At 44.5% G+C, this 23,338-nt stretch carries 23 protein-coding genes and 1 pseudogene; 14 read left to right on the top strand and 10 right to left on the bottom strand.

Annotation, left to right across the window (positions count from 1 at the left end; translation table 11 throughout):
- The first annotated feature begins 12 nt into the window (after positions 1–12).
- Together ACHUFQ_RS03660 and ACHUFQ_RS03665 are read left to right on the top strand one after the other, a co-directional pair.
- The gene (locus ACHUFQ_RS03660; RefSeq protein WP_394173073.1) at positions 13–636 is read left to right on the top strand and encodes a YigZ family protein; all 624 of its coding nucleotides are present in this window, start codon (positions 13–15) and stop codon (positions 634–636) included.
- 102 nt (positions 637–738) lie between these two features.
- Positions 739–2,190: a TrkH family potassium uptake protein gene (locus tag ACHUFQ_RS03665; protein ID WP_394173075.1), complete on the top strand. Its 1,452-nt coding sequence runs from the start codon at positions 739–741 to the stop codon at positions 2,188–2,190.
- Positions 2,191–2,223: 33 nt separating this feature from the next.
- Here the strand turns inward: ACHUFQ_RS03665 and trkA are convergent, their stop codons facing one another.
- The 4 genes from trkA to def are packed head-to-tail and all read right to left on the bottom strand — an operon-like array spanning position 2,224 to position 6,481.
- Positions 2,224–3,600: a Trk system potassium transporter TrkA gene (gene trkA, locus ACHUFQ_RS03670; protein WP_394173077.1), complete on the bottom strand. Its 1,377-nt coding sequence runs from the start codon at positions 3,598–3,600 to the stop codon at positions 2,224–2,226.
- A gap of 22 nt (positions 3,601–3,622) precedes the next feature.
- On the bottom strand, positions 3,623–4,960 hold the full coding sequence (rsmB, locus tag ACHUFQ_RS03675) for a 16S rRNA (cytosine(967)-C(5))-methyltransferase RsmB (RefSeq protein WP_394173079.1): 1,338 nt from the start codon (positions 4,958–4,960) through the stop codon (positions 3,623–3,625).
- Positions 4,961–5,932, bottom strand: coding sequence for a methionyl-tRNA formyltransferase (gene fmt / locus ACHUFQ_RS03680; RefSeq protein WP_394173081.1), 972 nt, complete (start codon positions 5,930–5,932; stop codon positions 4,961–4,963).
- Between the two features lie 33 nt (positions 5,933–5,965).
- A complete protein-coding gene (gene def / locus ACHUFQ_RS03685; RefSeq protein WP_394173083.1) occupies positions 5,966–6,481 on the bottom strand; it encodes a peptide deformylase in 516 nt (171 codons plus the stop codon).
- 575 nt (positions 6,482–7,056) lie between these two features.
- On the opposite strand from def, the gene ACHUFQ_RS03690 reads away from it, so the two are divergent.
- The 7 genes and pseudogenes from ACHUFQ_RS03690 to ACHUFQ_RS03720 form a co-directional block, all read left to right on the top strand.
- Positions 7,057–8,172, top strand: a complete 1,116-nt coding sequence (locus tag ACHUFQ_RS03690; RefSeq protein WP_394173085.1) for a LysM peptidoglycan-binding domain-containing protein — start codon at positions 7,057–7,059, stop codon at positions 8,170–8,172.
- A 75-nt stretch (positions 8,173–8,247) separates the two neighbouring features.
- The gene (gene dprA, locus ACHUFQ_RS03695) at positions 8,248–9,339 is read left to right on the top strand and encodes a DNA-processing protein DprA (RefSeq protein ID WP_394173087.1); all 1,092 of its coding nucleotides are present in this window, start codon (positions 8,248–8,250) and stop codon (positions 9,337–9,339) included.
- A 9-nt stretch (positions 9,340–9,348) separates the two neighbouring features.
- On the top strand, positions 9,349–9,822 hold the full coding sequence (locus ACHUFQ_RS03700; protein WP_394173089.1) for a DUF494 family protein: 474 nt from the start codon (positions 9,349–9,351) through the stop codon (positions 9,820–9,822).
- 175 nt (positions 9,823–9,997) lie between these two features.
- Positions 9,998–10,549, top strand: a complete 552-nt coding sequence (locus ACHUFQ_RS03705) for a DNA topoisomerase family protein (protein ID WP_394173091.1) — start codon at positions 9,998–10,000, stop codon at positions 10,547–10,549.
- A 346-nt stretch (positions 10,550–10,895) separates the two neighbouring features.
- A complete protein-coding gene (locus ACHUFQ_RS03710; protein WP_394173092.1) occupies positions 10,896–11,090 on the top strand; it encodes a hypothetical protein in 195 nt (64 codons plus the stop codon).
- Positions 11,091–11,488: 398 nt separating this feature from the next.
- Positions 11,489–13,351, top strand: coding sequence for a DUF3604 domain-containing protein (locus ACHUFQ_RS03715; RefSeq protein ID WP_394173094.1), 1,863 nt, complete (start codon positions 11,489–11,491; stop codon positions 13,349–13,351).
- A gap of 39 nt (positions 13,352–13,390) precedes the next feature.
- A pseudogene (locus ACHUFQ_RS03720) lies at positions 13,391–13,540 on the top strand (hypothetical protein); the annotation flags it as partial.
- 66 nt (positions 13,541–13,606) lie between these two features.
- On the opposite strand, the gene ACHUFQ_RS03725 reads toward ACHUFQ_RS03720, so the two are convergent.
- Both ACHUFQ_RS03725 and purE read right to left on the bottom strand, forming a co-directional pair.
- Entirely contained in the window at positions 13,607–14,749 is a 1,143-nt protein-coding gene (locus ACHUFQ_RS03725; RefSeq protein ID WP_394173096.1) for a 5-(carboxyamino)imidazole ribonucleotide synthase, read from the bottom strand.
- Between the two features lie 6 nt (positions 14,750–14,755).
- Positions 14,756–15,241 carry a 5-(carboxyamino)imidazole ribonucleotide mutase gene (gene purE, locus ACHUFQ_RS03730; protein WP_394173098.1) on the bottom strand — a complete coding sequence of 162 codons (486 nt, stop codon included), beginning with the start codon at positions 15,239–15,241 and terminating at the stop codon, positions 14,756–14,758.
- Between the two features lie 229 nt (positions 15,242–15,470).
- Here purE and ACHUFQ_RS03735 point away from each other — a divergent pair, with 229 nt between their 5' ends.
- On the top strand, positions 15,471–16,022 hold the full coding sequence (locus tag ACHUFQ_RS03735; protein ID WP_394173100.1) for an L-threonylcarbamoyladenylate synthase: 552 nt from the start codon (positions 15,471–15,473) through the stop codon (positions 16,020–16,022).
- Positions 16,019–16,936: an oxygen-dependent coproporphyrinogen oxidase gene (gene hemF, locus ACHUFQ_RS03740; protein ID WP_394173102.1), complete on the top strand. Its 918-nt coding sequence runs from the start codon at positions 16,019–16,021 to the stop codon at positions 16,934–16,936. The genes ACHUFQ_RS03735 and hemF overlap by 4 nt, the downstream gene beginning before the upstream one ends.
- On the opposite strand, the gene ACHUFQ_RS03745 is transcribed toward hemF, so the two are convergent.
- From ACHUFQ_RS03745 to ACHUFQ_RS03755, 3 genes are read right to left on the bottom strand one after another with little or no spacing between them, the layout of a single operon-like run.
- Positions 16,929–18,668 carry an ArnT family glycosyltransferase gene (locus tag ACHUFQ_RS03745; RefSeq protein ID WP_394173104.1) on the bottom strand — a complete coding sequence of 580 codons (1,740 nt, stop codon included), beginning with the start codon at positions 18,666–18,668 and terminating at the stop codon, positions 16,929–16,931. The genes hemF and ACHUFQ_RS03745 overlap by 8 nt on opposite strands.
- 2 nt (positions 18,669–18,670) lie before the next feature.
- Positions 18,671–19,363, bottom strand: coding sequence for a TVP38/TMEM64 family protein (locus ACHUFQ_RS03750; protein ID WP_394173106.1), 693 nt, complete (start codon positions 19,361–19,363; stop codon positions 18,671–18,673).
- The gene (locus ACHUFQ_RS03755) at positions 19,353–20,084 is read right to left on the bottom strand and encodes a glycosyltransferase family 2 protein (protein ID WP_394173116.1); all 732 of its coding nucleotides are present in this window, start codon (positions 20,082–20,084) and stop codon (positions 19,353–19,355) included. Before ACHUFQ_RS03755 ends, ACHUFQ_RS03750 begins: the two co-directional genes overlap by 11 nt.
- 312 nt (positions 20,085–20,396) lie before the next feature.
- On the opposite strand from ACHUFQ_RS03755, the gene ACHUFQ_RS03760 reads away from it, so the two are divergent.
- The 3 genes from ACHUFQ_RS03760 to ACHUFQ_RS03770 all read left to right on the top strand — a co-directional run bounded on the left by ACHUFQ_RS03760 (position 20,397) and on the right by ACHUFQ_RS03770 (position 22,273).
- The gene (locus ACHUFQ_RS03760; protein ID WP_394173108.1) at positions 20,397–21,092 is read left to right on the top strand and encodes an OmpW/AlkL family protein; all 696 of its coding nucleotides are present in this window, start codon (positions 20,397–20,399) and stop codon (positions 21,090–21,092) included.
- Between the two features lie 113 nt (positions 21,093–21,205).
- The gene (gene aroE, locus ACHUFQ_RS03765) at positions 21,206–22,033 is read left to right on the top strand and encodes a shikimate dehydrogenase (protein WP_394173110.1); all 828 of its coding nucleotides are present in this window, start codon (positions 21,206–21,208) and stop codon (positions 22,031–22,033) included.
- Positions 22,034–22,273, top strand: coding sequence for a hypothetical protein (locus ACHUFQ_RS03770; RefSeq protein ID WP_394173112.1), 240 nt, complete (start codon positions 22,034–22,036; stop codon positions 22,271–22,273).
- 21 nt (positions 22,274–22,294) lie between these two features.
- On the opposite strand, the gene ACHUFQ_RS03775 is transcribed toward ACHUFQ_RS03770, so the two are convergent.
- Positions 22,295–22,843 carry a gamma carbonic anhydrase family protein gene (locus ACHUFQ_RS03775; RefSeq protein WP_394173114.1) on the bottom strand — a complete coding sequence of 183 codons (549 nt, stop codon included), beginning with the start codon at positions 22,841–22,843 and terminating at the stop codon, positions 22,295–22,297.
- Positions 22,844–23,338 lie beyond the last annotated feature (495 nt).

Consider the following 23,338-nt stretch of genomic DNA (forward strand, 5'->3'; position numbering starts at 1 on the left):
GAGCGTCATACATTGACTCAAAGAATCCAAAATCCCTATCTGGTACCCTCTGGATCTATTGAACACAGCATTGACGTGCTTAAAAGTCAGTTCATTTGTGCTGTTGCCCGCTGCCAAAGTAGTGAGCAGTGTAAATCGTTTATCGCATCGGTACGGGCGAAATACCCCGATGCTTCACACCACTGTGTCGCTTTTGTCTATGATCGACCTGATAATAGCCAAAGCTATGGTTTTAGTGATGATGGTGAACCGAGTGGCACCGCAGGTCGTCCTATGCTTGCCGTACTTCAGGGCGCTGAAATTGGAGAAGTCTGTGCGGTTGTGACTCGCTATTTTGGTGGTACAAAATTGGGGACGGGTGGATTGCAAAGAGCATATGGTGCGAGCGTTCGTGAAGCACTCCAACATCTAAGCACCCAATGGATTGTTCCTAGTACCGAACTGACGCTAACGTGCAGCTACCCGCAACTTAATGACATAGAGCATTGCCTTAAATTGCATTCTGGCCTTGTTGTGAGTCAGGAATTTTCTGAGCAGATAGATCTTGTAGTCTCTTTACCGATGGATAAGTTACAGCCGTTTAAAGATGAAGTGATTCAGTTAACCAGTGGTCAAATTCAATTTCCGGGAGAATAAAAGCACAATTCTCCTTCTCCTCCTTTCCATTTCTTAAGGTTAGGCATACAATCACTTTACAAGCTTGCTAAGTGATTGCCGTATAAGAAAAACAATTAAGCCATGCAGTATTTAAATATCATTCGAATTCTCGGCCTGCTGGTAACCATTCTAAGCGTTACTATGCTGCCTCCTGCATTGGTTTCTCTAATTTACCGAGATGGCGGTGGTGTTGCCTTTCTTCTGGCATTTGTTCTTTGTCTGGTCACCGGCTTTTGTTTCTGGTACCCAAATCGTAATGAAAAAGGCGAGCTTAGAGCCCGTGAAGGTTTTTTGATTGTGGTTTTATTCTGGACGGTACTGGCTAGCTTCTCTGCTGTCCCGTTAATGTTGTTAGACAACCCCTCTTTAAGTATCACCGATTCATTCTTCGAAGCATTCTCAGGGTTAACCACAACCGGTGCGACTATCATTACCCATATTGATGGCCTGCCTCATGCGGTACTGTTTTACCGCCAGCAACTGCAATGGTTAGGGGGGATGGGGATCATCGTCCTGGCCGTGGCGGTACTGCCAATGCTAGGTGTTGGTGGTATGCAATTGTATCGTGCTGAAACGCCTGGTCCGGTTAAAGACTCAAAAATGACGCCCAGGATAGCCGATACGGCGAAACATTTGTGGTACATCTATCTCAGCCTTACCATATTATGCGCGTTAGCCTATTGGTTGGCAGGTATGGGGCCTTTTGATGCCATCGCACACTCGTTCTCAACCATTGCAATCGGCGGCTTTTCAACCCACGACGCCAGTATCGGTTATTTCAATAATCCGATGATTAATCTGGTTTGCGTATTCTTCTTGATTGTTGCCGGCATTAATTTCGCCTTACATTTCGCAGCGTTCCAAAGTAAAAGCCTACGTACCTATATTTTTGACCCTGAGTTTAAAACGTTTATATCAATTCAAGTCATTTTAACGCTCATCTGTTTTGTCGTCCTCATCGCATCAGGGTTTAGCGAAAGCTATGAAAGTGCATTTGATGATGCTTTGTTCCAGGCGGTTTCGATCAGCACAACCGCGGGTTTTGCCACCACCAATTTTTCTGAATGGCCCACGATTTTGCCGCTGATGCTGATTTTTGCCAGTTTTATCGGTGGTTGTGCCGGCAGTACTGGTGGGGGGATGAAAGTGGTACGGGTGATTCTTTTATATTTACAGGGAATTCGTGAATTAAGTCGACTGATCCACCCTAAAGCGATTATCAACATTAAGTTAGGGCGTAAGGCACTGCCAGACCGCGTCGTTGATGCAATCTGGGGATTTTTTAGTGCTTATGCTGCAATCTTTACCATTTGTATGCTGTTGCTGATTGCCAGCGGTATCGATGAGTTTACAGCGTTTACCGCGGTAGCGGCCTGCTTGAATAACCTTGGTCCAGGTTTAGGTGAAGTGGCGGCTAATTTTTCCAGTATTAACGATTTCGCCAAATGGGTACTCATCATCGCCATGTTATTCGGTCGACTGGAGATATTTACTTTGCTGGTGCTGTTTCTACCATCTTTCTGGCGTAACTAGCCTGTTGGTAAAAACGAAAAACCTACAATTGCGTTAAAAGAATATTGCACTGACGGCAAAAAGTTTTTCTACCTGATGAATGTATTTTTTGTCCACCAAAAACAAAATGACGTGATCGTCCGATTGGATAACGGTGGTTGAGTGAGCGATTAAGACTTCTTCACCTCGCACAATTGCGCCAATTGTCGTACCCGGTGGTAGTTTAATATCCTGAATTTCCCGGCCTACAACTTTTGAGGATTGCTCATCACCATGAGCGACCGCTTCAATCGCCTCTGCGGCGCCACGACGTAAACTATAAACGTTGACGATATCGCCTTTACGCACATGGGTTAATAACGCAGAAATCGTAGCTTGCTGAGGGGAAACCGCGATATCCAGTTCACTACCGTGAATCAAATCGTGATAAGCGCCTCGCTGTACCAATACGATGGTTTTACGGGCACCTAATTTTTTCGCCAGCAAAGCTGACATAATGTTGGCTTCATCGTCATTGGTTACGGCGATAAACACATCCATTTGATCAATGTGCTCTTCGAGCAGCAGTTCCGTGTCCGAAGAATCCCCGACAAAGACTAAGGTTTTATCGAGATCGTTTGCGATCAGCTCAGCACGTTTGGGGTTACGTTCAATGATTTTAACCTGATGATTGTTTTCCAGGATACGTGCTAATCCCGCGCCTATATGTCCACCGCCAGCTATCATGATGCGCTTATAAGCCGGTTCGAGCTTCTGTAACTCACTCATAACGGCGCGAATGTGCTTGGTCGCGGCCAGGAAAAATACTTCATCATCCGCTTCGATAACCGTGGTGCCAAGTGGGCGAATAGGTCTGCCGTTGCGGTAGATTGCCGCAACCCGGGTATCAATATTAGGGATATGATCGCGAATCGTAGATAACGCATGACCGACTAAAAGACCACCATAATAGGCTTTGATACCAACTAAGGATATCTTGCCGCCAGCAAACTCTCTGACCTGCAAAGCACCGGGATAGTTGATTAACCGAGCGATGTCTTTCGTTACTAACTGTTCGGGCGCAATGATATGGTCAACCGGGATATCCTGGTTATGAAATAGCTTTTCTTTATATTTGAGGATTTGTTCAGAACGGATTCGGGCAATTTTTGTTGGGGTATCGAAGACAGTGAAGGCGATTTGGCATGCAAGCATATTGGTTGCATCATCACTGGTGACGGCAATCAACATATCGGCATCTTCCGCACCTGCTTTGGCGAGCACATCAGGATGGCTACCATGTCCGGTTACCACCTGCAGATCCATCTTATCCTGTAACTCGCGTAACTTGTCGGAGTTTAAATCAACCAATGTGATTTCGTTTTGTTCTCCAACCAGGTTTTCTGCGAGTGTACCGCCAACCTGACCTGCACCGAGTATGATAATCTTCATTGTCTTAACTTATTCTTTTTATTTAAGCTTTCTTGCCTAGTTTGGCATAATAAAAGCCATCCTTCGAGTCCTGTCCCGGTAATATTTGCCAATCCAGTGTATCGCTGACACCAAGAGGTAGCCATTGAGCATCGTCATTGTTCGCTACGAAATGTTCGATTTGTTCACGGTTTTCCTGTGGCAAAATAGAGCAAGTGGCATAAATCATGGTGCCACCGGGTTTTAGGGTCGACCAAACCGCATCGAGAATACGTTGTTGCAACTCAACTAATTGGTCGATATCGGAAGCTCGACGCAACCATTTGATATCCGGATGTTTTCGGATCACACCGGTACCCGAACAAGGGGCATCAAGCAGAATACGGTCAAAGGGTTTTCCATCCCACCAGTCTTTGGTATTGCTGGCATCGGCACATACGATTTGAGCATCCAATTGTAATCGAGTCAGATTTTCTTCCACCCGCTTTAATCGTTGTTCTTCAACATCCAATGCGATGACGTTTTCGACTTGCGGTGTGCGTTCGAGAATGTGGCAGGTTTTACCGCCGGGAGCTGCACAGGCATCAAGGACGTATTCGCCAGGCTGAGCATCGAGAAATATCGCGGCATGTTGTGCGGCGCCGTCCTGAATTGAGACCATCCCAGATTCGAAGCCGGGTAGGGCTGTCACATCTTTAGCAGAAGCTAAACGAATGGCCCGGGAATGGCTATCCTGAAATGCAATATCGGCCCCAGCTTGTGCCAGCAAATCGAGGTATTCGTTGGGGGTGATTTTTTGTTGATTCACGCGAAGCCACATTGGCGGGCGCTGCATATTAGCTTCGGCGATTTGTTGCCAATGATCAGGATAAGATTGTTGCAACTTCTTCAATAACCAGCCTGGATGGTTGTATTTCACCGGGTCGCTGGCGTTGGCAAATAATGTTTCATCGCTATTTTCTTCACTACGCTGCACGCTTCTGAGCACCGCATTGACCAGGCCTTTCATGTGCCGGCCTTTCATATTGTCGCATCCAGCCACGGTTTCACTTATGGCAGCATGATCAGGAATACGGGTATGGCGTAGCTGATAGATGCCTACCAGGATTAAAAAATGGAATACCCGCTGTTTGCCGGTTAATGGCTTAGTAATGAACTGCCTTGATTGATGTTCAAGCTGGGGTAAAAATCTCAGCACGCCATAACAAATTTCCTGTAATAAACCTTTATCCTTAGGGTTTATTAATTTCGCTTGAGCCTGAGGCAATTCATCGCCTAATGATCGTCCTTTATCGACGACCTGAAACAAGACCTTTGCCGATAACGCTCGAAGATTCACTGGTTTTTTCTGGCCAGATTGACTACCTGTTGAATGATTCATTTAATCTTGCCCATTTATAGGCGTACCGGTGATAAACCAATCGGCCCGACCATTTAATATATCGGTAACAGCCATAGGTTTTTTGCCTGGTGCCTGTAGCTTAGTTAGGCACAGTGCACCTTTTCCACACTGGACTTTGATACCATCTTTGTCAGCCATTAAAATTGTCCCTGGTGCGATGTTATTATCGCCGGCAATGACATGCGCCTGCCAAATCTTGATTCTTTGGATTTGTTGTTTGTCATCTAACAAATGAATTTGTGCAAACGGCCAGGGCTGATAAGCGCGCACTTTTCGTTCTAAAATATCTGCATCCATTTGCCAGTCTAATACCGCTTCGTCTTTATTGAGCTTATGCGCATAGTTGGCTTGCTTATCGTCCTGGTGTTGCGCATCAGCGTTGCCTTGGGCCATGATACCCAATGTCTCCACTAACGCATCCGGACCCAACAGCGCAAGCTTTTCATACAGGCTACTGCTGGTTTCATCGTCGGCGATATCACAATAGGCTTTGGCGAGCATTGCGCCGGTATCCAGGCCTTCGTCCATTTGCATAATGGTAACACCCGTTTGTGCATCTCCGGCTTCCACGGCTCTTTGAATTGGCGCGGCGCCACGCCAGCGGGGTAGTAATGAACCATGAACATTTATACAACCAAGGCGAGGGGTATCGAGAATCACTTTCGGTAATAACAGGCCATAGGCAACCACCACCATAACATCGGCTTGGTAACTGGCTAGTTTGTGTTGATCGCTTGCGTCTTTAAAATTTTTCGGTTGCTCGACAGGTAATTCATGGGTTAATGCTAATTGCTTTACCGCACAAGGGGTGAGCTTTTTCCCTCTGCCAGACGGTTTGTCTTGAGGGCAGTACACGGCAACGATTTCATGTTCAGAGTCAATGAGACCCTGGAGATGGCGGGCGGCAAAATCCGGTGTACCGGCAAAAATAATCTTAAGTGGTGAAGACAAGGTTCTATCCAGCAGAGTTAATCAAAAGTGAGTTTAGCTTGCGCGCTTTTGCAGGCGTGCTTCTTTTTCGAGCTTAGTTTTAATGCGCTGACGTTTTAGTGGCGACAAATAGTCGACAAACAATACGCCTTTGAGGTGGTCTAATTCGTGTTGAATACAAATTGCCATTAATTCTGATGCATCAAGAGAAAACTCTTCGCCGTTTTTATCCAGAGCCTTAACCGTAACTTGGGTGTGACGTTCGACTTTGGCGTAACAGCCCGGAACCGACAGACAACCTTCTTCATTGATCATAATCTCGTCGCTATGGTCAATAATTTCTGGGTTTATCAACACGATTGGGTCAGAGCGATCATCGCTCACATCCATGACAACGATACGCTGATGTATGTCTACCTGAGTTGCAGCAAGACCAACACCATTTTCGTCATACATGGTTTCAAACATGTCTTCGACAATTTTCCGAATTTCATCAGTCACTTCGGCTACTGGGGCGGCGACGGTTGTTAATCGTTCGTCGGGAAATCTCAATACATTTAAAATAGTCATGGTGCTAAATACGAATCGCTATGTTCCTGTGAGTTCAATAGGGGTAATTCTAGCCTTTTTCTTATTAAAAAGATATTTCTAAAGAGGGATAGGAAATTCACGTTTTTAGCAGTTTAGCCTAGTCATCACGCCTACTTTAGGGGAGAGTAAAAGGCCTTGGTTTATCGCGACGCGGTGTTCCTGACCTGATAATAAAATTTGAGAAAAATTACGCTGTTGGGTTCTCTTAAAGGACAACAGGCTCTAGTCATTTGCCTAATACAGTGATATGTTTATTAAGCCTTTATTTCCTTGAAGAAATGGGCGTATATACCAGTTCACTTGGGTAGATGAGTAGTCAAAGACGGTTTAAATAACGTTGTGGTGTGATGGTAACGATGATATTCCATGCTTTATCTCGGGATCGAATACCTCATCGCGAACTTTTTACCTTGCTTGACGGGAAGCTCTCGTAACGCTCACTCATTACATTTCTCAATGACTTGGTATTTTCTTGGCAAAGTAAAGTGGTCGACAACTTGTAGGGGAACTTTGTAAGTCTGCAGGCTGCGTTTACTTAAAATGGAACCAACTAAATGCTAAAAAAAATACTAATAACCACTTTCTGCATTCTGACTTCCGCCATGGTTTTCGCAGATCAGCTCAGCATACGAGATGATGCGCCGAAGACATACGTGGTTGAAAAAGGGGATACCCTTTGGGACATTTCAGCAATGTATTTGGAAGAGCCATGGTTATGGCCTAAATTATGGCGTTGGAACCCGGAAATTAATAACCCCCACTTAATTTACCCGGGCGATATCCTACGATTGGCCTTCGATGAAAACGGACAGCCTATTCTGGTTAAAGATGATTCTGATTCCAGTGGTAAACCGGAATACAAATGGTCACCGCAAATTCGCAAAAAAATGAAGGATGGCAATCCGATCACGATATTGCCTCTGGAAGAGCTTGCACCACTGCTTAATTATTCGAACGTACTAACCAAAGACATGCTTGCCGATGCTGGCGTTGTTTTAGGTGCGGACGAAAAATATAAATCTCATGTGGAAGGCGCTATTTTGTACGCAAAAGGCGATCTGCAAGCGGGTAAAAGTTACGCCATTTATAAGAAAGGTGAGCCAATACTGGATCCGGAGACCGGTGAACAACTTGGTTTTTATTCAATCTTGGCAGGTACCGCGAAAGGCTTGAGAGATGGTGATAGCGCCAATCGCATTCCCGCATCATTAATGTTGGACGCATCGCGCCGTGAAATTCGAGCCGGTGATGTTATTCTGGAAGTTAACAACGAACAGTTGTTACCGGCGTTTTATCAGATGCGCCTGGCGGAAGGTAAAGATGTTCAGGCTTTATTTATCAACAATGCTAACGATGCTCGAGAATTTGGCAAGTTAGAGATTGTGCTGTTAAATAAAGGTGAAAATGCCAATCTTTTACCTGGCGAAATCTACGTGATTAATCGCCAGAGTCCGGAAGTGATTGATACCGAAGACGGGCCCATCTATGAAGAAGATGCGTCACGATGGTATCGCTTGACCAAGGACGACGAATCGGAAGACCGTTATAAGATGCCAACGGAAAATATTGGCCAGCTTATGGTATTCAAAGTTCAGGAAAAAACCAGCTTTGCTGTTGTGTTGGCAACCACCAAGCCAATACGATTATCCGATAAGGTGACTGCCCCTTAAGCAGTGTATCAAAGGGCCTATAGGCCCTTTTTTATTATTGGCGCTGCCCTGAACAAATAGATACTGGGAGGGGATATGTCCAACACCATTTACTGGCTTGCTATGGTAAAACTTACCGGAGTGCGTCATCAACTTAAGCTGCAATTGCTCAACCAATATTCCCCTTCGCAATTGTTTCAAATGAATCGTCAACAGTTAATATCGCTTGGGTTGTCTAACCCTCAGGCGGCAAAGTTTAATCAAGCATTGATAGATGACGCTCAGGCATTATTTACTCAGTGTCAGGCGCTAAATATTGTCTGTATTGATTTGCAACACGCAAGCTACCCACCTTTACTTAAAGAGATCAGCGACCCACCACTTGTGCTATTTGTTCAGGGCAATCAAGCTCTGCTTGATCAAGTTCAGTTAGCCATTGTTGGCCCCAGGATGGCGACATTCAGTGCCTTGGATATTGCAGAGGACTTTGCCAGAGGCTTATCAGAAACCGGGTTTATCGTGACATCAGGGCTTGCGCTTGGGATTGATAGTGCAGCCCATAGGGGGGCGTTAATGGGGGCTGGCAAAACCGTTGCGGTTGTCGCGACAGGATTGGATCAGGTATATCCGCGTAGAAATCGTGACCTGGTTACCCAGATCCTGAACCAGGAAGGTACCATAGTGTCAGAATATTTACCTGGGACGCCACCACGAGCGGGTAACTTTCCCCGAAGAAATCGTATCATCACCGGGTTGAGTTTAGGGACACTAGTGGTAGAAGCGGCATTGAAAAGCGGTAGTCTGATCTCTGCTCGCCTTGCCATGGAGCAAAACCGAGAGGTGTTCGCTATCCCTGGTTCAATTAACAACGCCAATTCAAAGGGTTGTCATCAGTTGATAAAGCAAGGGGCACATTTGGTTGAAACAACAGAAGATATCAGCTCAGTCTTGGTTCCATTAACAGCGAATTTACAAGCGCAGAAAATTCCTAAAAAAATCAAAAAAATCGAATCACAAGGCTTGTTTCTCGACCCATTGTTAGCTAGTGTGGACTATGAAGCAACGCCCGCAGACGTGGTTGCTTTCCGGTGTAAACTTCCTGTAGAAGAAGTGTTAACCCGGCTTACCATTCTGGAGCTAAGAGGGCTGGTTGTTGCGGTACCAGGTGGCTTCCTAAAACAAAAATAGGGGATAGTTATGTTCGATATTCTTATGTACCTTTTTGAGAACTATATTCATAGTGAAGCCGAGGTAATGGTCGATCATGATGTCCTGACCGATGAATTGACGCGTGCTGGATTCCATCAGGATGAAATCTATAAAGCCCTTTCATGGTTAGAGAAGCTCGCCAATCTACAAAATACCGATGCCTACAACTTCTTAACTAAACGTCCACAACAATCCGTTCGCATCTATACGCCGCAGGAAACCCGTTTTTTGGATACCGAATGCCGCGGTTTTTTGATGTTTCTTGAAAACGTCAATGTCCTGGATTTTGCTACCCGGGAAATGGTCATCGACCGCGTACTTGAGCTGGATACCAAAGATTTCAATATTGATGATTTGAAATGGGTGGTGTTGATGGTGCTGTTTAACGTTCCAGGAAAAGAATCAGCATATTCGCAAATGGAAGATCTCATTTTTGATGAATGCGAAGGTCCGTTGCACTAGCGCTATTGAATTTTTCTGGGGGCAACCAGCAATAGAAAAATTTAACCAAAAACAAGCTCATTCAAAAAAACCATAAAGATAAGCTGCTCATGGTATAAACGCCGGACGTAAAGTTTGGCGTGCAAACTTTCTGTGTCATAATAGAGCCCTCATTTCATCTTTGGGGTGCGTTAGCATGTCAAAAACCGATAAATCATTGTTCTCTTTGCATGAGCATGCGCTACAAAAGGCCAATGAAACTTGTCCGGTATGTGACGCGCCATTGCAAATCAAGCATTCAAAGGCCGGAAGCTTTTGGGGCTGTAGCCAATATCCTCAGTGTGATTACACCCGCCCGGTAAAAGAAGCTTCGCAATTTGAAGAGCAAGTTATCGCTGGCAGTGAGTGCCCTAAATGTGGCCAAACCCTGGCGGTGAAGCAGGGGCGTTATGGCATGTTTATCGGTTGCTCAAATTTTCCCGCTTGTGATCATATTGAACACGAACAGGAACAAATCCTCGACGTACAATGCCCGAATTGCAAAAAAGGTCATTTACAGGAAAAGAACAGTCGCTTTGGTAAAACTTTTTATGCCTGCGATACATACCCGACATGCAAGTTTGCGGTTAACCATCCTCCGGTAGCCGGCGCCTGTTCTGCATGTGACTATCCATTACTGATTAAGCGAAATATGGCTGCGGGCGAGAAGCTCCAGTGTGCCAATAAAAAGTGCGGAAAGTTCCAGTAGGCGGGAGTTGAAACGCCCAACTCCCTTAGCACGTATCGCAAGCGATACTTCGGGAACGCGGCGGAAAACGTCGTTTCGAGTACGCTGATGTTATCAGCTCTGAGTTGCCGACATGGACGTTGGTATGCAGAATTTGTCAGGAACCTAAATTCTGTACCCGCGACACAAAACATCGCTTCGAGTGAAAACCCACAAAAACCTACGTCATGCCGTGATACTACACGGCATCTAGGGCGAGAGCCGAACGGCTCTGATGTGCCAATAACGGGAATTGAAATTCCCTCAAGGTGGAGAAAGAAACAAGTTTCTTTGGGTGGAGATTACGATAAATCGTAATGGAGGGATAATGCGCAAAACGCATTGGGTGGATAACGTTTCATTTTATGAAACGTTGGTAAAAGCAAAAAAGCTCGCGTCATGCCGTGACACTACACGGCATCTAAGGCTAGAGCCGAACGTCTCTGATGTGCCAATAAGAGCAGTACGTATCGCAAGCGATACTCCGGAAACGCGACGAAAAACGTCGCTTCGAGTACGCTGAAGTCATCAGCTCCGAGTACACGCTGTTTCGAGTTTCCTATATAGATATAGGTATGTCGACAGCGTCTGTCGTTACATGGATGTAATTTATTAGAGCAATGCATGGATGACGGTATATCGATTGTGTCCGTCGTTACATGGACGTAATTTATTAGAGCAATGCAGGAGCAATTGCCGAGAACTGACAATCGATTCAATTGCCGAGAACTGGCTGTCGATTCATGCACACCCAGCCTCGCGTCATCTCCTGCCACGACAGGGGTCTTAGCTAAAATCGAATATCTGAAAAGTGCCCAAACTGTGTGAAATCCTTCACAATTTAAAATTACTTATTTCTAAGTAATTTAGTAGTCTGTGGTCTACGCTTTTGGTAGTTGAAATCGATACAGGCACAAAGTAATGCAATTTCTCGTTCGCAATGCTATCACTTTAGTTATCGTCACCTCTTTTGCTGCGACTAACTCATTAGCTGCAGGGGATTATCCAGAGAACGTCTATTTTGGCGATACACACAATCATACGGGTAATTCGTTTGATGTATATCTGTTTGGCACTCCATCTTCGACGCCAGATACTGCGTTCAGATTTGCTAAAGGAGAAAAAGTTACCAGTCCAACGACTAATGAAGAATGGCAAATAAATGAACCTCTTGATTTTTTAGTCATTGCCGATCATGCCGAGATGATGGGTGCAATGCCGCTCTTGTATGACGAAAACCTTGCTGATCTGGCAAATACCAAATCAGGTAAAGCATTTATAAAACTTGCCGGCAAAAAAACTGAAGAAGAATTACTCGAAGTCTACTATGAACTTCAAAATGCGAATGATGGTAAAGAGAACAAGCTAGGCATTACCGGTCAGGAAATGGCAAAGGATTTGCACTCTGGAGAAAAGAGGCGCACCGCTTGGGAGAGGTATATCGAGACTGCTGATAAACATAATGAGCCAGGTAAATTTTCTGCCATTATCGGTTGGGAGTGGACTTCGACAACAGGGGGGGCCAATTTGCATCGTGTGGTTTTTCAGGCTCAGGACGGCAGCACCGCAAAAAAATATCTCCCTTACAGCACATTGGAAAGTGATGACCCAGAGGATTTATGGGCTTGGTTACAACAAACCAGCGATGCTACAGGCGCTGACTTTGTGGCAATCCCTCATAATCCAAACCTAAGCATGAGACGCATGTTTCCAATGCTTAGAAATAATGGTGAACCTATAGATAAGGCCTATGCCGAGACGCGTTCCAAATGGGAACCCGCCGTTGAAGCAACACAAATAAAAGGGGATTCTGAGACCCACCCAGCCTTGTCTCCAAATGATGAATTTGCTGACTTTGAGACATATAACTTTATTTTAACCCCTGACGGTTCTTTAGCAGAGCCTGATAAAGCGGATTATATGCGTACTGGATTATTGCGCGGTTTGGAATTTCAACAAAAACTTGGAGCCAACCCTTTCAAAGTTGGTATGATTGGCAGCACTGACTCGCACACCGGGATAACTGCGGTAGAAGAAAATAACTTTGCAGGAAAAGGGCAACACGATGCGAAGCCTGAGCAACGCTCACATCCCACAGGAATAGGCAGTTCGAAAGGGTGGGATATGGCAGCTGCGGGTTACGCCGCAGTTTGGGCAAAGGAAAACACTCGAGAAGCAATTTTTGAGGCATTTAAACGAAAAGAAGTTTACGCTACTTCCGGCCCAAGAATTAAGCTTCGCTTCTTTGGTGGTTTCGGTTTCGACCTTGATAAAGTAGGCACATCGGACATGGCTACCATGGGATATGAAAAAGGCGTCCCGATGGGCGGAGATTTAGTTGGTAATGGCAATGACTCTCCAGCGTTTATGGTGCAGGTAATGAAAGCGCCTGATGGTGCAAACCTGGATCGGGTACAAATAGTCAAAGGCTGGGTTGATAAATCAGGCAAATCGTATGAGCGCATATATGATATCGCCGTTTCTGACGACCGAACAATCGACGACAGTGGTCGTTGTCAGGAGCCCGTAGGAAATACTGTTGATTTAAAAACGGGTAAATACGAAAACACCATTGGTGCAACACAGTTTTCTGTTGGCTGGAAAGATCCAAACTTTGATGAAGGGCAATCGGCGTTCTACTATGTTCGCGCATTGGAAATTCCGACTCCTAGGTACTCGTTATTAGATGCTATTCAACTGGGCATCGATGTGAAAGATACAAAACACCCTGCGACAATTCAGGAACGAGTTTACAGTACCCCAATTTGGTATACGCCTAAATAAAGTTAATTAATCTGGGCATGAGCCGCTTCAAAGTTTTTTAGAAAACTAAAACCCTACGTACATGGGATTGTGTTGTCGGCCACTTACAGAATGAGCACATGTACCCTTGAAGGAATGAATAATAAAATTAAACTCATCAAGAGAATGCTTATGGTTATCGAGATTCAGCGTACTTTTTCTTATAGATAAAAGCGGCATTTCCCGTAAAGTGCGACGAACCATAAAAAAAAAGCGCCTTCCGGCGCTTTTTCTGTTTTAGCTAATGTCGCTGACGTACTGTTTAACTCCCGGAAAGTCTTGCTCCGGCAGTATTTCAGTAATTTTTGCCAATCGTGCTAACAACTCGGCTTTATCTGCACCACTTACATTGATATGGCCCATTTTACGACCTGGACGTTTACTTTTGCCATACCAGTGGAGTTGTGTGGCTGTAACAGACAGGATTTCATCGGGAACCGTATCGGCGCCGAGAATGTTAATCATTGCTGTTGGCCGCACTAGTTCAGTGCTGCCCACTGGTAATCCGCTAACGGCGCGAATATGATTTGCAAATTGACAGGTATCCGCTCCTTGTTGAGTCCAGTGACCCGAGTTATGAACCCGTGGCGCAATCTCATTAACCAATAATTTGTCACCAACCTGGAAGAACTCAATCGCTAAAACGCCAACATAGTCTAATGCATTGGCAACTTTCGCAAACGCATCGGCAGCTTGTTGTTGCAGCCCTTGATGTTCGCCAGTCGCTAGTGAAACACTAAGAACACCGTTGCTGTGATGATTCTCCGTTAAAGGATATGCGAAAGTATTACCGTGAATATCACGGACTCCAACCATGGAAACTTCGCGATCAAATGGGATCATTTTTTCAGCGATAATTCCCTGAGGAACACGGCCTTTAGCTTGCTCTAGAAATGCAGCAATATCGTCCCAAATCAGATCCACATCGCTGTCTGCTTTGATACGCCATTGGCCTTTGCCATCATAGCCTTCTAAGGCACTTTTGAGTACCAAAGGAACGTTAAGCGTTTCAATCGCTGCTAACAAATCGTCTTTGCTTTCAATCACACGATAGGGCGCATTGGCAACCTCGGCTTTATCCAACAATGCTTTTTCCAGACGACGATCGCCTCCAGTTTTTATGGCTTGACTGGTAGGGCGGAGTTTTCCTGATGCTTCACACACCGATAATGTCTGGTGGTCAATGTGCTCAAACTCGGCAGTGATGATATCCGCAAACTCAATGCCTTGTGCGAGATCGCCAAAGGTCAATTGTGGTGCTAGCGGATCGATAACGGTTTTGCTGCCAACATCAAACGCACGAATCACGATGTCTAAGGGTTTGCTTGCCAGAGCCATCATTCGTGCCAGCTGGCCGGCACCTAACACTAAAACATTCATCAGCGATTAAGGCTCCTGAGGATTTGGGTTATCAAGAATGGTTTGCGTTTGAATACGACGAAATTCTTCGATAGCGTTCATTACGGTTTCATCATGTGTCGCCAGAATCTGCGCCGCCAGCAGGCCAGCGTTAGCAGCACCAGCTATACCGATAGCTAAGGTACCAACAGCGATACCTTTAGGCATCTGAACGATGGATAACAATGAATCCTGTCCGGACAACGCCTTGGATTGTACTGGTACACCAAGAACCGGAAGCGGGGTAAATGCTGCAGTCATACCTGGAAGATGCGCAGCGCCACCAGCACCTGCAATAATGACTTTAATGCCACGTTCTTTCGCAGCTTCAGCGTATTCGGCAAGCAAGTGAGGAGTGCGGTGTGCAGAGACAACCTTGGTCTCATAACTTACGTTCAAAGAATCCAGCATTTCTGCTGCATGTTTCATTGTCGGCCAATCAGATTTTGACCCCATGATAATGCCCACTTTCATGTTACACGCCTATTTATCTATCAACTAAAAAGAACTAAACCTAGGCTAGGATGCATAGGCTTAAAAAATAAGCGGCAATTATACCTAGGTTTGCGTAAATCCCAAAATAATCATCGCTGGCCAATTGGCAATGGCTATGAATTTGTTGCAAAAACATGACACAAAGTTTGTTTGTTACCCTCGACACTTGTTAAAATTGTTCTGTATAAGCAAATAACCGGGAATTGATGTGACTGAATTGACTGCTGCAGAGATATTTGCACAAGGTGGAATTATCGCTTATCCAACAGAAGCGGTGTTTGGTTTGGGGTGCGATCCTGATAATCATCAGGCGATTGAGAAGTTGCTGACATTAAAGCAGCGCCCTAAGGAAAAGGGCTTGATATTGTTAGCCGGCAATTATTCGCAGTTGCTGCCCTATGTGGACGACAGTGCAATTCCGCAGGATAAACGATTCAGTGTTTTATCCCGTTGGCCAGATGGCATTACTCAGGTGTTCCCGGCTAAGCCTGGATTATCGGACTTTTTAACCGGTAAATTCACGTCAATAGCGATACGCGTAACCAGCCAACCCGATGTTGTCGCTTTGTGCCAGAAAACAGGCAAACCTATTGTTTCGACCAGTGCTAATCTTACTGGCCAGCCACCAGCTCAATGTTGGCAGGACGTTGAGAAAGAGCTCGGTGAACAAATCGATTTTATTATTAAAGGTGATACGTTGGGCTATACCAAGCCGTCGACGATTATTGATGCCTTAACCGGAGAGACATTTCGCCAATGAGTCAGGTAGATATTCAACCCGTAGTTGATTTTTTAATGCAACTGCAAGATTACATTTGTCAGCAGTTGGAGCAAGCCGATGGCACAGGTAAGTTTACTGAAGATAAATGGCAACGCCAGGAAGGCGGAGGTGGGCGCACTAGAGTTATGACCGATGGTGCGGTTATTGAGCAAGGTGGAGTCAACTATTCTTTGGTTAGTGGCAATAAACTTCCGCCGTCCGCCACAGCTCACCGTCCTGAACTTGCTGGCAGAACCTGGCGTGCGTGTGGTGTGTCATTGGTGATCCACCCAAAAAATCCATTTATTCCAACGTCCCATGCCAATGTCCGATTTTTCGTAGCCGAAAAAGATGGCGAAGAACCCGTATGGTGGTTTGGTGGTGGTTTTGACTTAACGCCATTTTTTCCATTTGATGAGGATGTAAAGCACTGGCATCAGGTTGCGCACGATCTCTGCGCCCCTTTTGGCACTGATGTTTATGATAAACATAAGCGCTGGTGTGATGAATATTTCTACCTTAAACACCGGGATGAAACCCGAGGCGTTGGAGGACTATTTTTTGATGACCTCAACGATTGGGATTTCGAACAATGTTTTGCCTATATCAAAGCCGTCGGTGAAGGGTTTGTGGATGCCTATGTACCGCTCATTGAGCGCCGTAAAAACCATCCCTATGATGAGAGCCACAGGCAGTTTCAATTGTATCGACGTGGTCGCTATGTAGAATTCAACCTGGTATTCGACCGAGGTACCTTATTTGGGTTGCAAAGTGGCGGACGTACAGAATCCATTTTGATGTCTATGCCTCCCCTGGCCAGATGGGAATACAATTATCAACCACAACCAGACACTCAGGAAGGTAAGCTGCAAGCCTACCTGACTCCGCGAAACTGGTTACAGGAGCTTAATTAGCCTGACAATATTGGCTCGGACTTGTTGTCGCAATGACAAACAGGCGATATTTTTTGGTATACGGAAACTGTGCCATTAACGTGTCGCCTGTCGCCACATCAATCGGCTCATCTTGTTTTTTGATAAACACCCAAAGCGCATTACGATTATTTTCAAAAGACTGGCAGTTGACTGAAGTAATCAAGTGCGTTTTGTCATAAAAATAGATGCCATGCGATAACTTATGATCGCCGTACACATTGATTTTTCGAACATTCCCTTGCGCAAGATTATGCTGTTCCAGATCGTTTCTGATGTGTTTTATTTGCGTCAACATGGCCTCGATATTGCGATATTTTGCCAGACTTTGGTATCGATAGGGCAAGCTATAGCTGATGTCTACCAGTCGAATCAATAACACCAATATGATAGAGAAAAGCATAAACGACGTCGCTTGGGGTGCAGTTTTTGTGTATGCCGTTTTTCGTAACATATGCACCATAAACAGCACAGTGAGGCTAATGACGCCGACTAGGCCAAGGCTGCTTGGCAAAGACACTGGTGCTGTTATGATCAATAAGGTACAAGCAATCAGCAAAACACCACTAAATAACAGTGGGATGGGCTTGGTCAGCCATGTTCGATAATACGTCGGCCAAAGTGTTTTCGACGTCGATGTGTTATCTGCTGCTGTAAACCCACCATTAAGTATCATAGTGCTGAGCAGCAACGCCGGGATAAACATCGGCAAATAATAACGAACATTACTATCACCAATCAGCATAAGCGGTAGTAAATTGCCTATTACGGTGATCAGGCAAAAATGATAGAAATGGCCGTAGGTTGATTTTAGATTCAAACGACAATGTTGGTTAAACAGCAATGGCAATAATAGGCTGGCGGGTAGCAATGCTACGATGATTTTAAACGGATAACCGATAACACCAGTGAGATATTCAATATTTGAGCCTCGATTTTGACGAGCAGTAACTTCCGCCTGATTGAGCTCTATCGACGCATCAAGCCCAAATTGAACCAGCATAGGTACCCACCAGATAGCGGCGCAGAAAATCGGTATGAGTAATGCCGTAAAAAAATCTCTTTTATTTATGCTGTGCCAGCTTCGGGAATAGATTAGAAATCCAATAACAGACAGGAAATAACATAACAGCGCGGCTTCTCGCTTACATAAATAGGCCAGACCGACAAAGGTCATGGAAATAAACCAAGCCCTTTTCGATTGATGTTTTTGCCAAAAATAAAACCAGCTAAACCACGACAGATTGACCAGAACCATAAAAACCGTGTCCAGTTCGGCGGAGGTGGCTTTTCGGGTTAATTCTGGTGTAAACAAAACCATGAACAACAGCCAAATCTGCAGTCGATAGCTAAAATAGCGGCGAGTAAATAACAATAAAAAAACAATCAGTACTAATGTCGATAGTAATGACGGCAAACGAGCGGATAGCTCGTTGATTTGCCCATCGGTAAATACACTGGCGAGAATAATCGACCAGTTAAACAACGGGGGTTTCGCCCAGTAGGCCTGTTGGTTGATGGTGGGGGTGAACCAGGTTGTATTTTCCATCATTTCCCTGGCAACCAGTGCTCTGCGTGTTTCTTCGTGGTACAACCAAATGGTATCTAAGCCGGGTAGGTAAAGTGCCACGATTAGTACCAGGCTCAACAGTGCAAAAGTCAACACGACAAATTGCTTTAACAACCCCGGCGTTGCCAGCATTCGTTCACCCATGGTTATTTCTGCTGAATAAATGGATTGGCGTGCTGTTGGTTTTGCTCCTTTTTATATAGCCAAATACTGATCAAAAGGCTGATACAAAGTAGCACCGCACTTAGCAAAAGTTGCCATTTTGACTGCAAATTAACACCGCTTCCACTAAGACTGAAAATTATCATTTGTGGTAAGTAGCCAATACATGAGGCACTGAAAAATGCCAACTTGTTAACTTGGCTAATGCCAGCTGCAAGGTTGGTGAGTAGGTTGCTGCCGACGGGAAATAGCCGGATAACCAGAGTTTTATAAAATACATTGCTGGCGAGAAATGAACTTAATCGATTGATTAGGCTGAAGGTGCTGGATAGCTGGTAGCGTTGTGAGAGTTTCGTTGCGAAAAAATAACAAAGGATACAACCTAGCAGTGTCGAAATCGTCGCCAATAATGTCCCGTACCAAAAACCCAGGCTATAACCGGCAATAAAGGCAATAACCTGACGCGGGAAACCTAACATAGTACTAAGCGCCGCCAGCGCTATGAAAGCGATTTGTATGTTTAGTGATGATGGCGATAACTCCGACCAGAATGATTCGACAAACAAATCTTCAAAAAGATACGTTTGCAGGAGTAGGGCAAGGATTAAAAACAGAGAAAAACTCAGTACAACCTTAAATAAGTGCTTCTGTAAACTGCGAGGAACACTATGATTCATGATTTGTCTCAATGATTTCTGCTCGCTTATATCTGCGTTTTAACCAGATCACACCAAATAAGTCCACAAGACCTACCAAAGCACGATTACTAAATGAATAATTCGAGGTCCCCGATAGACGCGGACGGTGGTTGACTTCGATAACTTCAATGTTTCCACCCCGGCGTTTAATTAATGCCGGCAAGAAGCGGTGCATATGATCAAAATAGGGCAGAGCAATAAACGTTTCTCTGGGGATAACTTTAATGCCACAACCAGTATCCGGCGTTTCATCGTCTAAAAGCGCTTGTCTAATCTGGTTTGCGACTTTTGATTGCCATCGTTTCCATGAGTTATCTCCGGAACGGTTTTTTCGATATCCGGCAATGCAAAAATGGCTGTATTGTGGTTGAGCCTTTGCCGCATCAATAAGTTTGGGTAAATCTGCCGGATCATTTTGCCCATCAGCATCAAGAGTGGCGATCAGGCTCCCCTGACTATTTTTGACACCATTAAAAACCGCGGTACTTTGTCCAACACTGACTTTATGGCGGATAATTTTTAAATTTGGTTGGTTTTGTTGAATGTCTGCAAGTCGCTGATATGTTTCGTCCGTACTGCCATCGTCTACATAAACAATTTCATACTCATAATGACCAGTTAATGCCCGGTTAATTTCCGTGATCAGAGGATCAATGTTGTCCTGCTCATTCTTTGCCGGTACGACGACAGAAATATCAATGTTCATACTCGTTTTAGTATTTTCTTTAATTAATTCCCAGGGAGTCACGAGATGTTCAATTTTTTTTCCATATTGAATAACAATGAATCCTGACATGAAAACAGAACCTAACTATAGACAATGATTGAATATTTGTCGGTTTTCACTGACTTTTGCGGCAGGGTTTGATTCAAATCAACAAGTACCCCATCACTGATCGACTAAACTTTAGGTGCTGGTCAGGTTTGTATTAAAGGCTTTATGGAGAATGCCTTGAGTCCCGTACTTATCCTGAACAGTTCATGTGTGATTTGTTCTCTGAGGGAGAGATGTATGAAAAAACAAATCGTAATCTTGGCTATCACTTCAGCGCTTTTATCTGGAGCTGTCAATGCCAATGAAGCCGGTGACTGGGTTATCAGAGCCGGTGCTACCAATGTTGATCCGGACAGTGGTAATTCTGGAGTCTTCGTCGATGCTTTGGGTGGGGATACACCATTATCCTTGTCTGTTGAAGACGATACTCAGTTAGGTCTTAACTTTGCTTACTTTTTCAGTTCGAATTGGGCCGTAGAGGTGTTGGCGGCAACACCATTTCAGCATGATGTCATCATTAATGATCCATCGGGCATTGCGCCAGGAATCTTTGGTGTACCCGTTGATGGCGCAACACTCGCTGAAGTGAAGCACCTACCACCAACACTAAGTCTACTCTATTACTTTACGACGAATGGTAGTTTCCAACCTTACTTAGGTTTGGGTTTAAATTACACCACCTTCTTTGAAGAGAAATTTAAATCTGATCCTGACGCGCTCGGGTTTAATGATTTAGAGCTAGACGATTCTTGGGGCTATTCTGCTCAGGTTGGGTTGGATTTTTACTTCACCGATAGCTGGTTGGTTAATGCATCTGCGAGATATATTGATATCGAATCTGATGCCAGCTTCAATATAGGCGATATCGAAGGCTCATCGACGGTTGAAATTGATCCTATGGTGTATTCATTAATGCTAGGTTATAAGTTTTAATTTATAACGAATAGCTAACTTGAATAAAAGCGGCGTTAATAGCGCTGCTTTTTTATTTCTTTATTTAACGCGATTAGATAGGATCAGTGCAACGACTTATCACAGGGAACGTTATGAAAGCACGTCAATTTTGTGTGTTTGGCAATCCGATTAAGCAATCTCGATCTCCATGGATTCACCAGCAATTTGCCAATCAATTGGGCATCAATTTGGAATATCAAGCATCGTTGGCACCAATCAACGGGTTTGAGCAGACATTAAAAACCTTTATTGCCAATGGTGGTGCTGGTGCCAATGTGACTGCGCCATTTAAAGAAGAAGCCTGGCGTTTAAGTGATCACCTTTCCGATATTGCAAGAGACAGTGGCGCGGTAAATACGTTGTCGGTAAACGGTGATCGCCTATTGGGTGATAATACCGACGGCTACGGGCTGATAACCGATTTATATCGACATGGAGCCACATTAAAAAATGCCAATGTTTTATTACTAGGTGCCGGCGGCGCTGCCAGAGGTGTTATACCAGCACTGATAAAAGAACAGTTGGCTTCATTGACGATAGCCAACCGAACTGCGTCGAAAGCACACGATCTAAAGCAGCACTTTTCAGACTTCTCGATTCAATCCTGTGGTTTTGATGAACTCACAGACACAGGCTACGACCTTATAATCAACGCCACCTCAGCAGGGTTAGCCGCGCAAAAGCCCGATGTACCCGCTACAATTATCAATCCCAATACGTTTTGTTATGACATGGTTTATCAGGCGATGCCGACTGGATTTATGCAGTGGTGTCAGGCTTGCGGAGCACTGCAATGCACGGATGGATTGGGCATGCTTGTTGGCCAGGCGGCAAAAAGCTTTTCAATCTGGTTCGGACAGATGCCTGAGATAGAGCCGGTCATTCAACAATTGAGAGAATTGCTGCAAACGGGAAAATAAATGAATCAGTCACTTCTTTTTAATGACGACTTCCAAACGTACCGTTGCGATAGCACGGTGACCTTCAGTGGTATGGCTAACGGTCGAAGAATTCAATTGATAGTAACGTTTAAAAGCCAGCCGATACCTGCAAGTGGCATACTTAGCGAAAAGATAAAGCTTGATCTGGAAGCGCTGGTTGAAGACTGGACCGAGGACCATGATCTAGACGAGGCTACCGAAATCCATGTGGTTTATTAGCCTCGTTCATAGGGCAGTAATTTATTGCTCTGCTATATACTCGTCTTTTAGCTGCACGTAATTTTGCGCGGACTGCTTTAGAAAAGCCATTTCCGATTCTTTGAGGGCTCTGGCTTTTTTCATTGGGTTACCGACATAGAGAAAACCACTTTCCAGGGTTTTGTTCGGTGGTACCAAGGTTCCTGCTCCAATAATCACATCGTCTTCTACTGTTGTACCATCCATAATAATGCTACCCATTCCCACCAATATTCGATTACCTAACTGACAACCGTGTAGCATTGCTTTGTGCCCAATTGTGACATCGTCGCCTATAATAAGAGGATGGCCTTCGGGATTACTTTCACTGCGACGAGTAACGTGCAATATGCTTCCGTCCTGTATATTGGTTCTTTTTCCTATTCGGATAATATTAACATCACCGCGAGCGGCAACGAGGGGCCAAATGCTACTATCGTCACCGATTAAAATATCGCCGACGATCACGCTGCTAGAATCGATATATACGTTTAGCCCTAATTTAGGGGCCGTATTTCGGTAGCTGCGAGTCTTTGAGTTGTGTGATTCCATATGAATAACTACTTAATTTAACGATTTGACTATAAATTTAACAAATAAATAGAGAAACGTTAAAAATTTGTCGCATTTAAGGGTGAAATATCTGTTAATTAGTGATTTTTCTTGGCTAACTCATTGATTGCTAATTAGGTGTTTATATTGTAAATGTTGATAAGTTGTATTTTCTTTCGTTAATGTCTGGCCCTTAATATATAAGGGTTGTATGGAAATTGTGCAAACAAACAGTTAATTGGCTTTTTTTCAAAAAAACAGTTGACGTCATCGGTAAAATCTCTAAAATGCGCATCCACTTCCACGGGACATCCCAACGAAGTGTTTTGATACGATAACCACAAGGGTTTAACCCGGTTATCTCAACCGAAACTGGTAAATGTTCGAAAACAATTTTTTCGAAATAATTATCAAAAAGCGGTTGACATCAAAACTGGATGACGTAGAATGCGCATCCTGCTTCGGGCAAGGCCTGCAGCGAAACAACGAGATTAA

The organism is Thalassotalea litorea (assembly GCF_043642205.1).
GTDB lineage: Bacteria > Pseudomonadota > Gammaproteobacteria > Enterobacterales > Alteromonadaceae > Thalassotalea_A > Thalassotalea_A litorea.

Coding starts and splice junctions, on each gene's coding strand:
- ACHUFQ_RS03665 (WP_394173075.1), top strand. CDS start 739: ATGCAGTATTTAAATATCATTCGAATTCTCGGCCTGCTGGTAACCATT.
- trkA (WP_394173077.1), bottom strand. CDS start 3,600: ATGAAGATTATCATACTCGGTGCAGGTCAGGTTGGCGGTACACTCGCA.
- rsmB (WP_394173079.1), bottom strand. CDS start 4,960: ATGAATCATTCAACAGGTAGTCAATCTGGCCAGAAAAAACCAGTGAAT.
- def (WP_394173083.1), bottom strand. CDS start 6,481: ATGACTATTTTAAATGTATTGAGATTTCCCGACGAACGATTAACAACC.
- ACHUFQ_RS03690 (WP_394173085.1), top strand. CDS start 7,057: ATGCTAAAAAAAATACTAATAACCACTTTCTGCATTCTGACTTCCGCC.
- dprA (WP_394173087.1), top strand. CDS start 8,248: ATGTCCAACACCATTTACTGGCTTGCTATGGTAAAACTTACCGGAGTG.
- ACHUFQ_RS03700 (WP_394173089.1), top strand. CDS start 9,349: ATGTTCGATATTCTTATGTACCTTTTTGAGAACTATATTCATAGTGAA.
- ACHUFQ_RS03705 (WP_394173091.1), top strand. CDS start 9,998: ATGTCAAAAACCGATAAATCATTGTTCTCTTTGCATGAGCATGCGCTA.
- ACHUFQ_RS03710 (WP_394173092.1), top strand. CDS start 10,896: ATGCGCAAAACGCATTGGGTGGATAACGTTTCATTTTATGAAACGTTG.
- ACHUFQ_RS03715 (WP_394173094.1), top strand. CDS start 11,489: ATGCAATTTCTCGTTCGCAATGCTATCACTTTAGTTATCGTCACCTCT.
- ACHUFQ_RS03725 (WP_394173096.1), bottom strand. CDS start 14,749: ATGAATGTTTTAGTGTTAGGTGCCGGCCAGCTGGCACGAATGATGGCT.
- purE (WP_394173098.1), bottom strand. CDS start 15,241: ATGAAAGTGGGCATTATCATGGGGTCAAAATCTGATTGGCCGACAATG.
- hemF (WP_394173102.1), top strand. CDS start 16,019: ATGAGTCAGGTAGATATTCAACCCGTAGTTGATTTTTTAATGCAACTG.
- ACHUFQ_RS03745 (WP_394173104.1), bottom strand. CDS start 18,668: ATGGGTGAACGAATGCTGGCAACGCCGGGGTTGTTAAAGCAATTTGTC.
- ACHUFQ_RS03750 (WP_394173106.1), bottom strand. CDS start 19,363: ATGAATCATAGTGTTCCTCGCAGTTTACAGAAGCACTTATTTAAGGTT.
- ACHUFQ_RS03760 (WP_394173108.1), top strand. CDS start 20,397: ATGAAAAAACAAATCGTAATCTTGGCTATCACTTCAGCGCTTTTATCT.
- aroE (WP_394173110.1), top strand. CDS start 21,206: ATGAAAGCACGTCAATTTTGTGTGTTTGGCAATCCGATTAAGCAATCT.
- ACHUFQ_RS03770 (WP_394173112.1), top strand. CDS start 22,034: ATGAATCAGTCACTTCTTTTTAATGACGACTTCCAAACGTACCGTTGC.
- ACHUFQ_RS03775 (WP_394173114.1), bottom strand. CDS start 22,843: ATGGAATCACACAACTCAAAGACTCGCAGCTACCGAAATACGGCCCCT.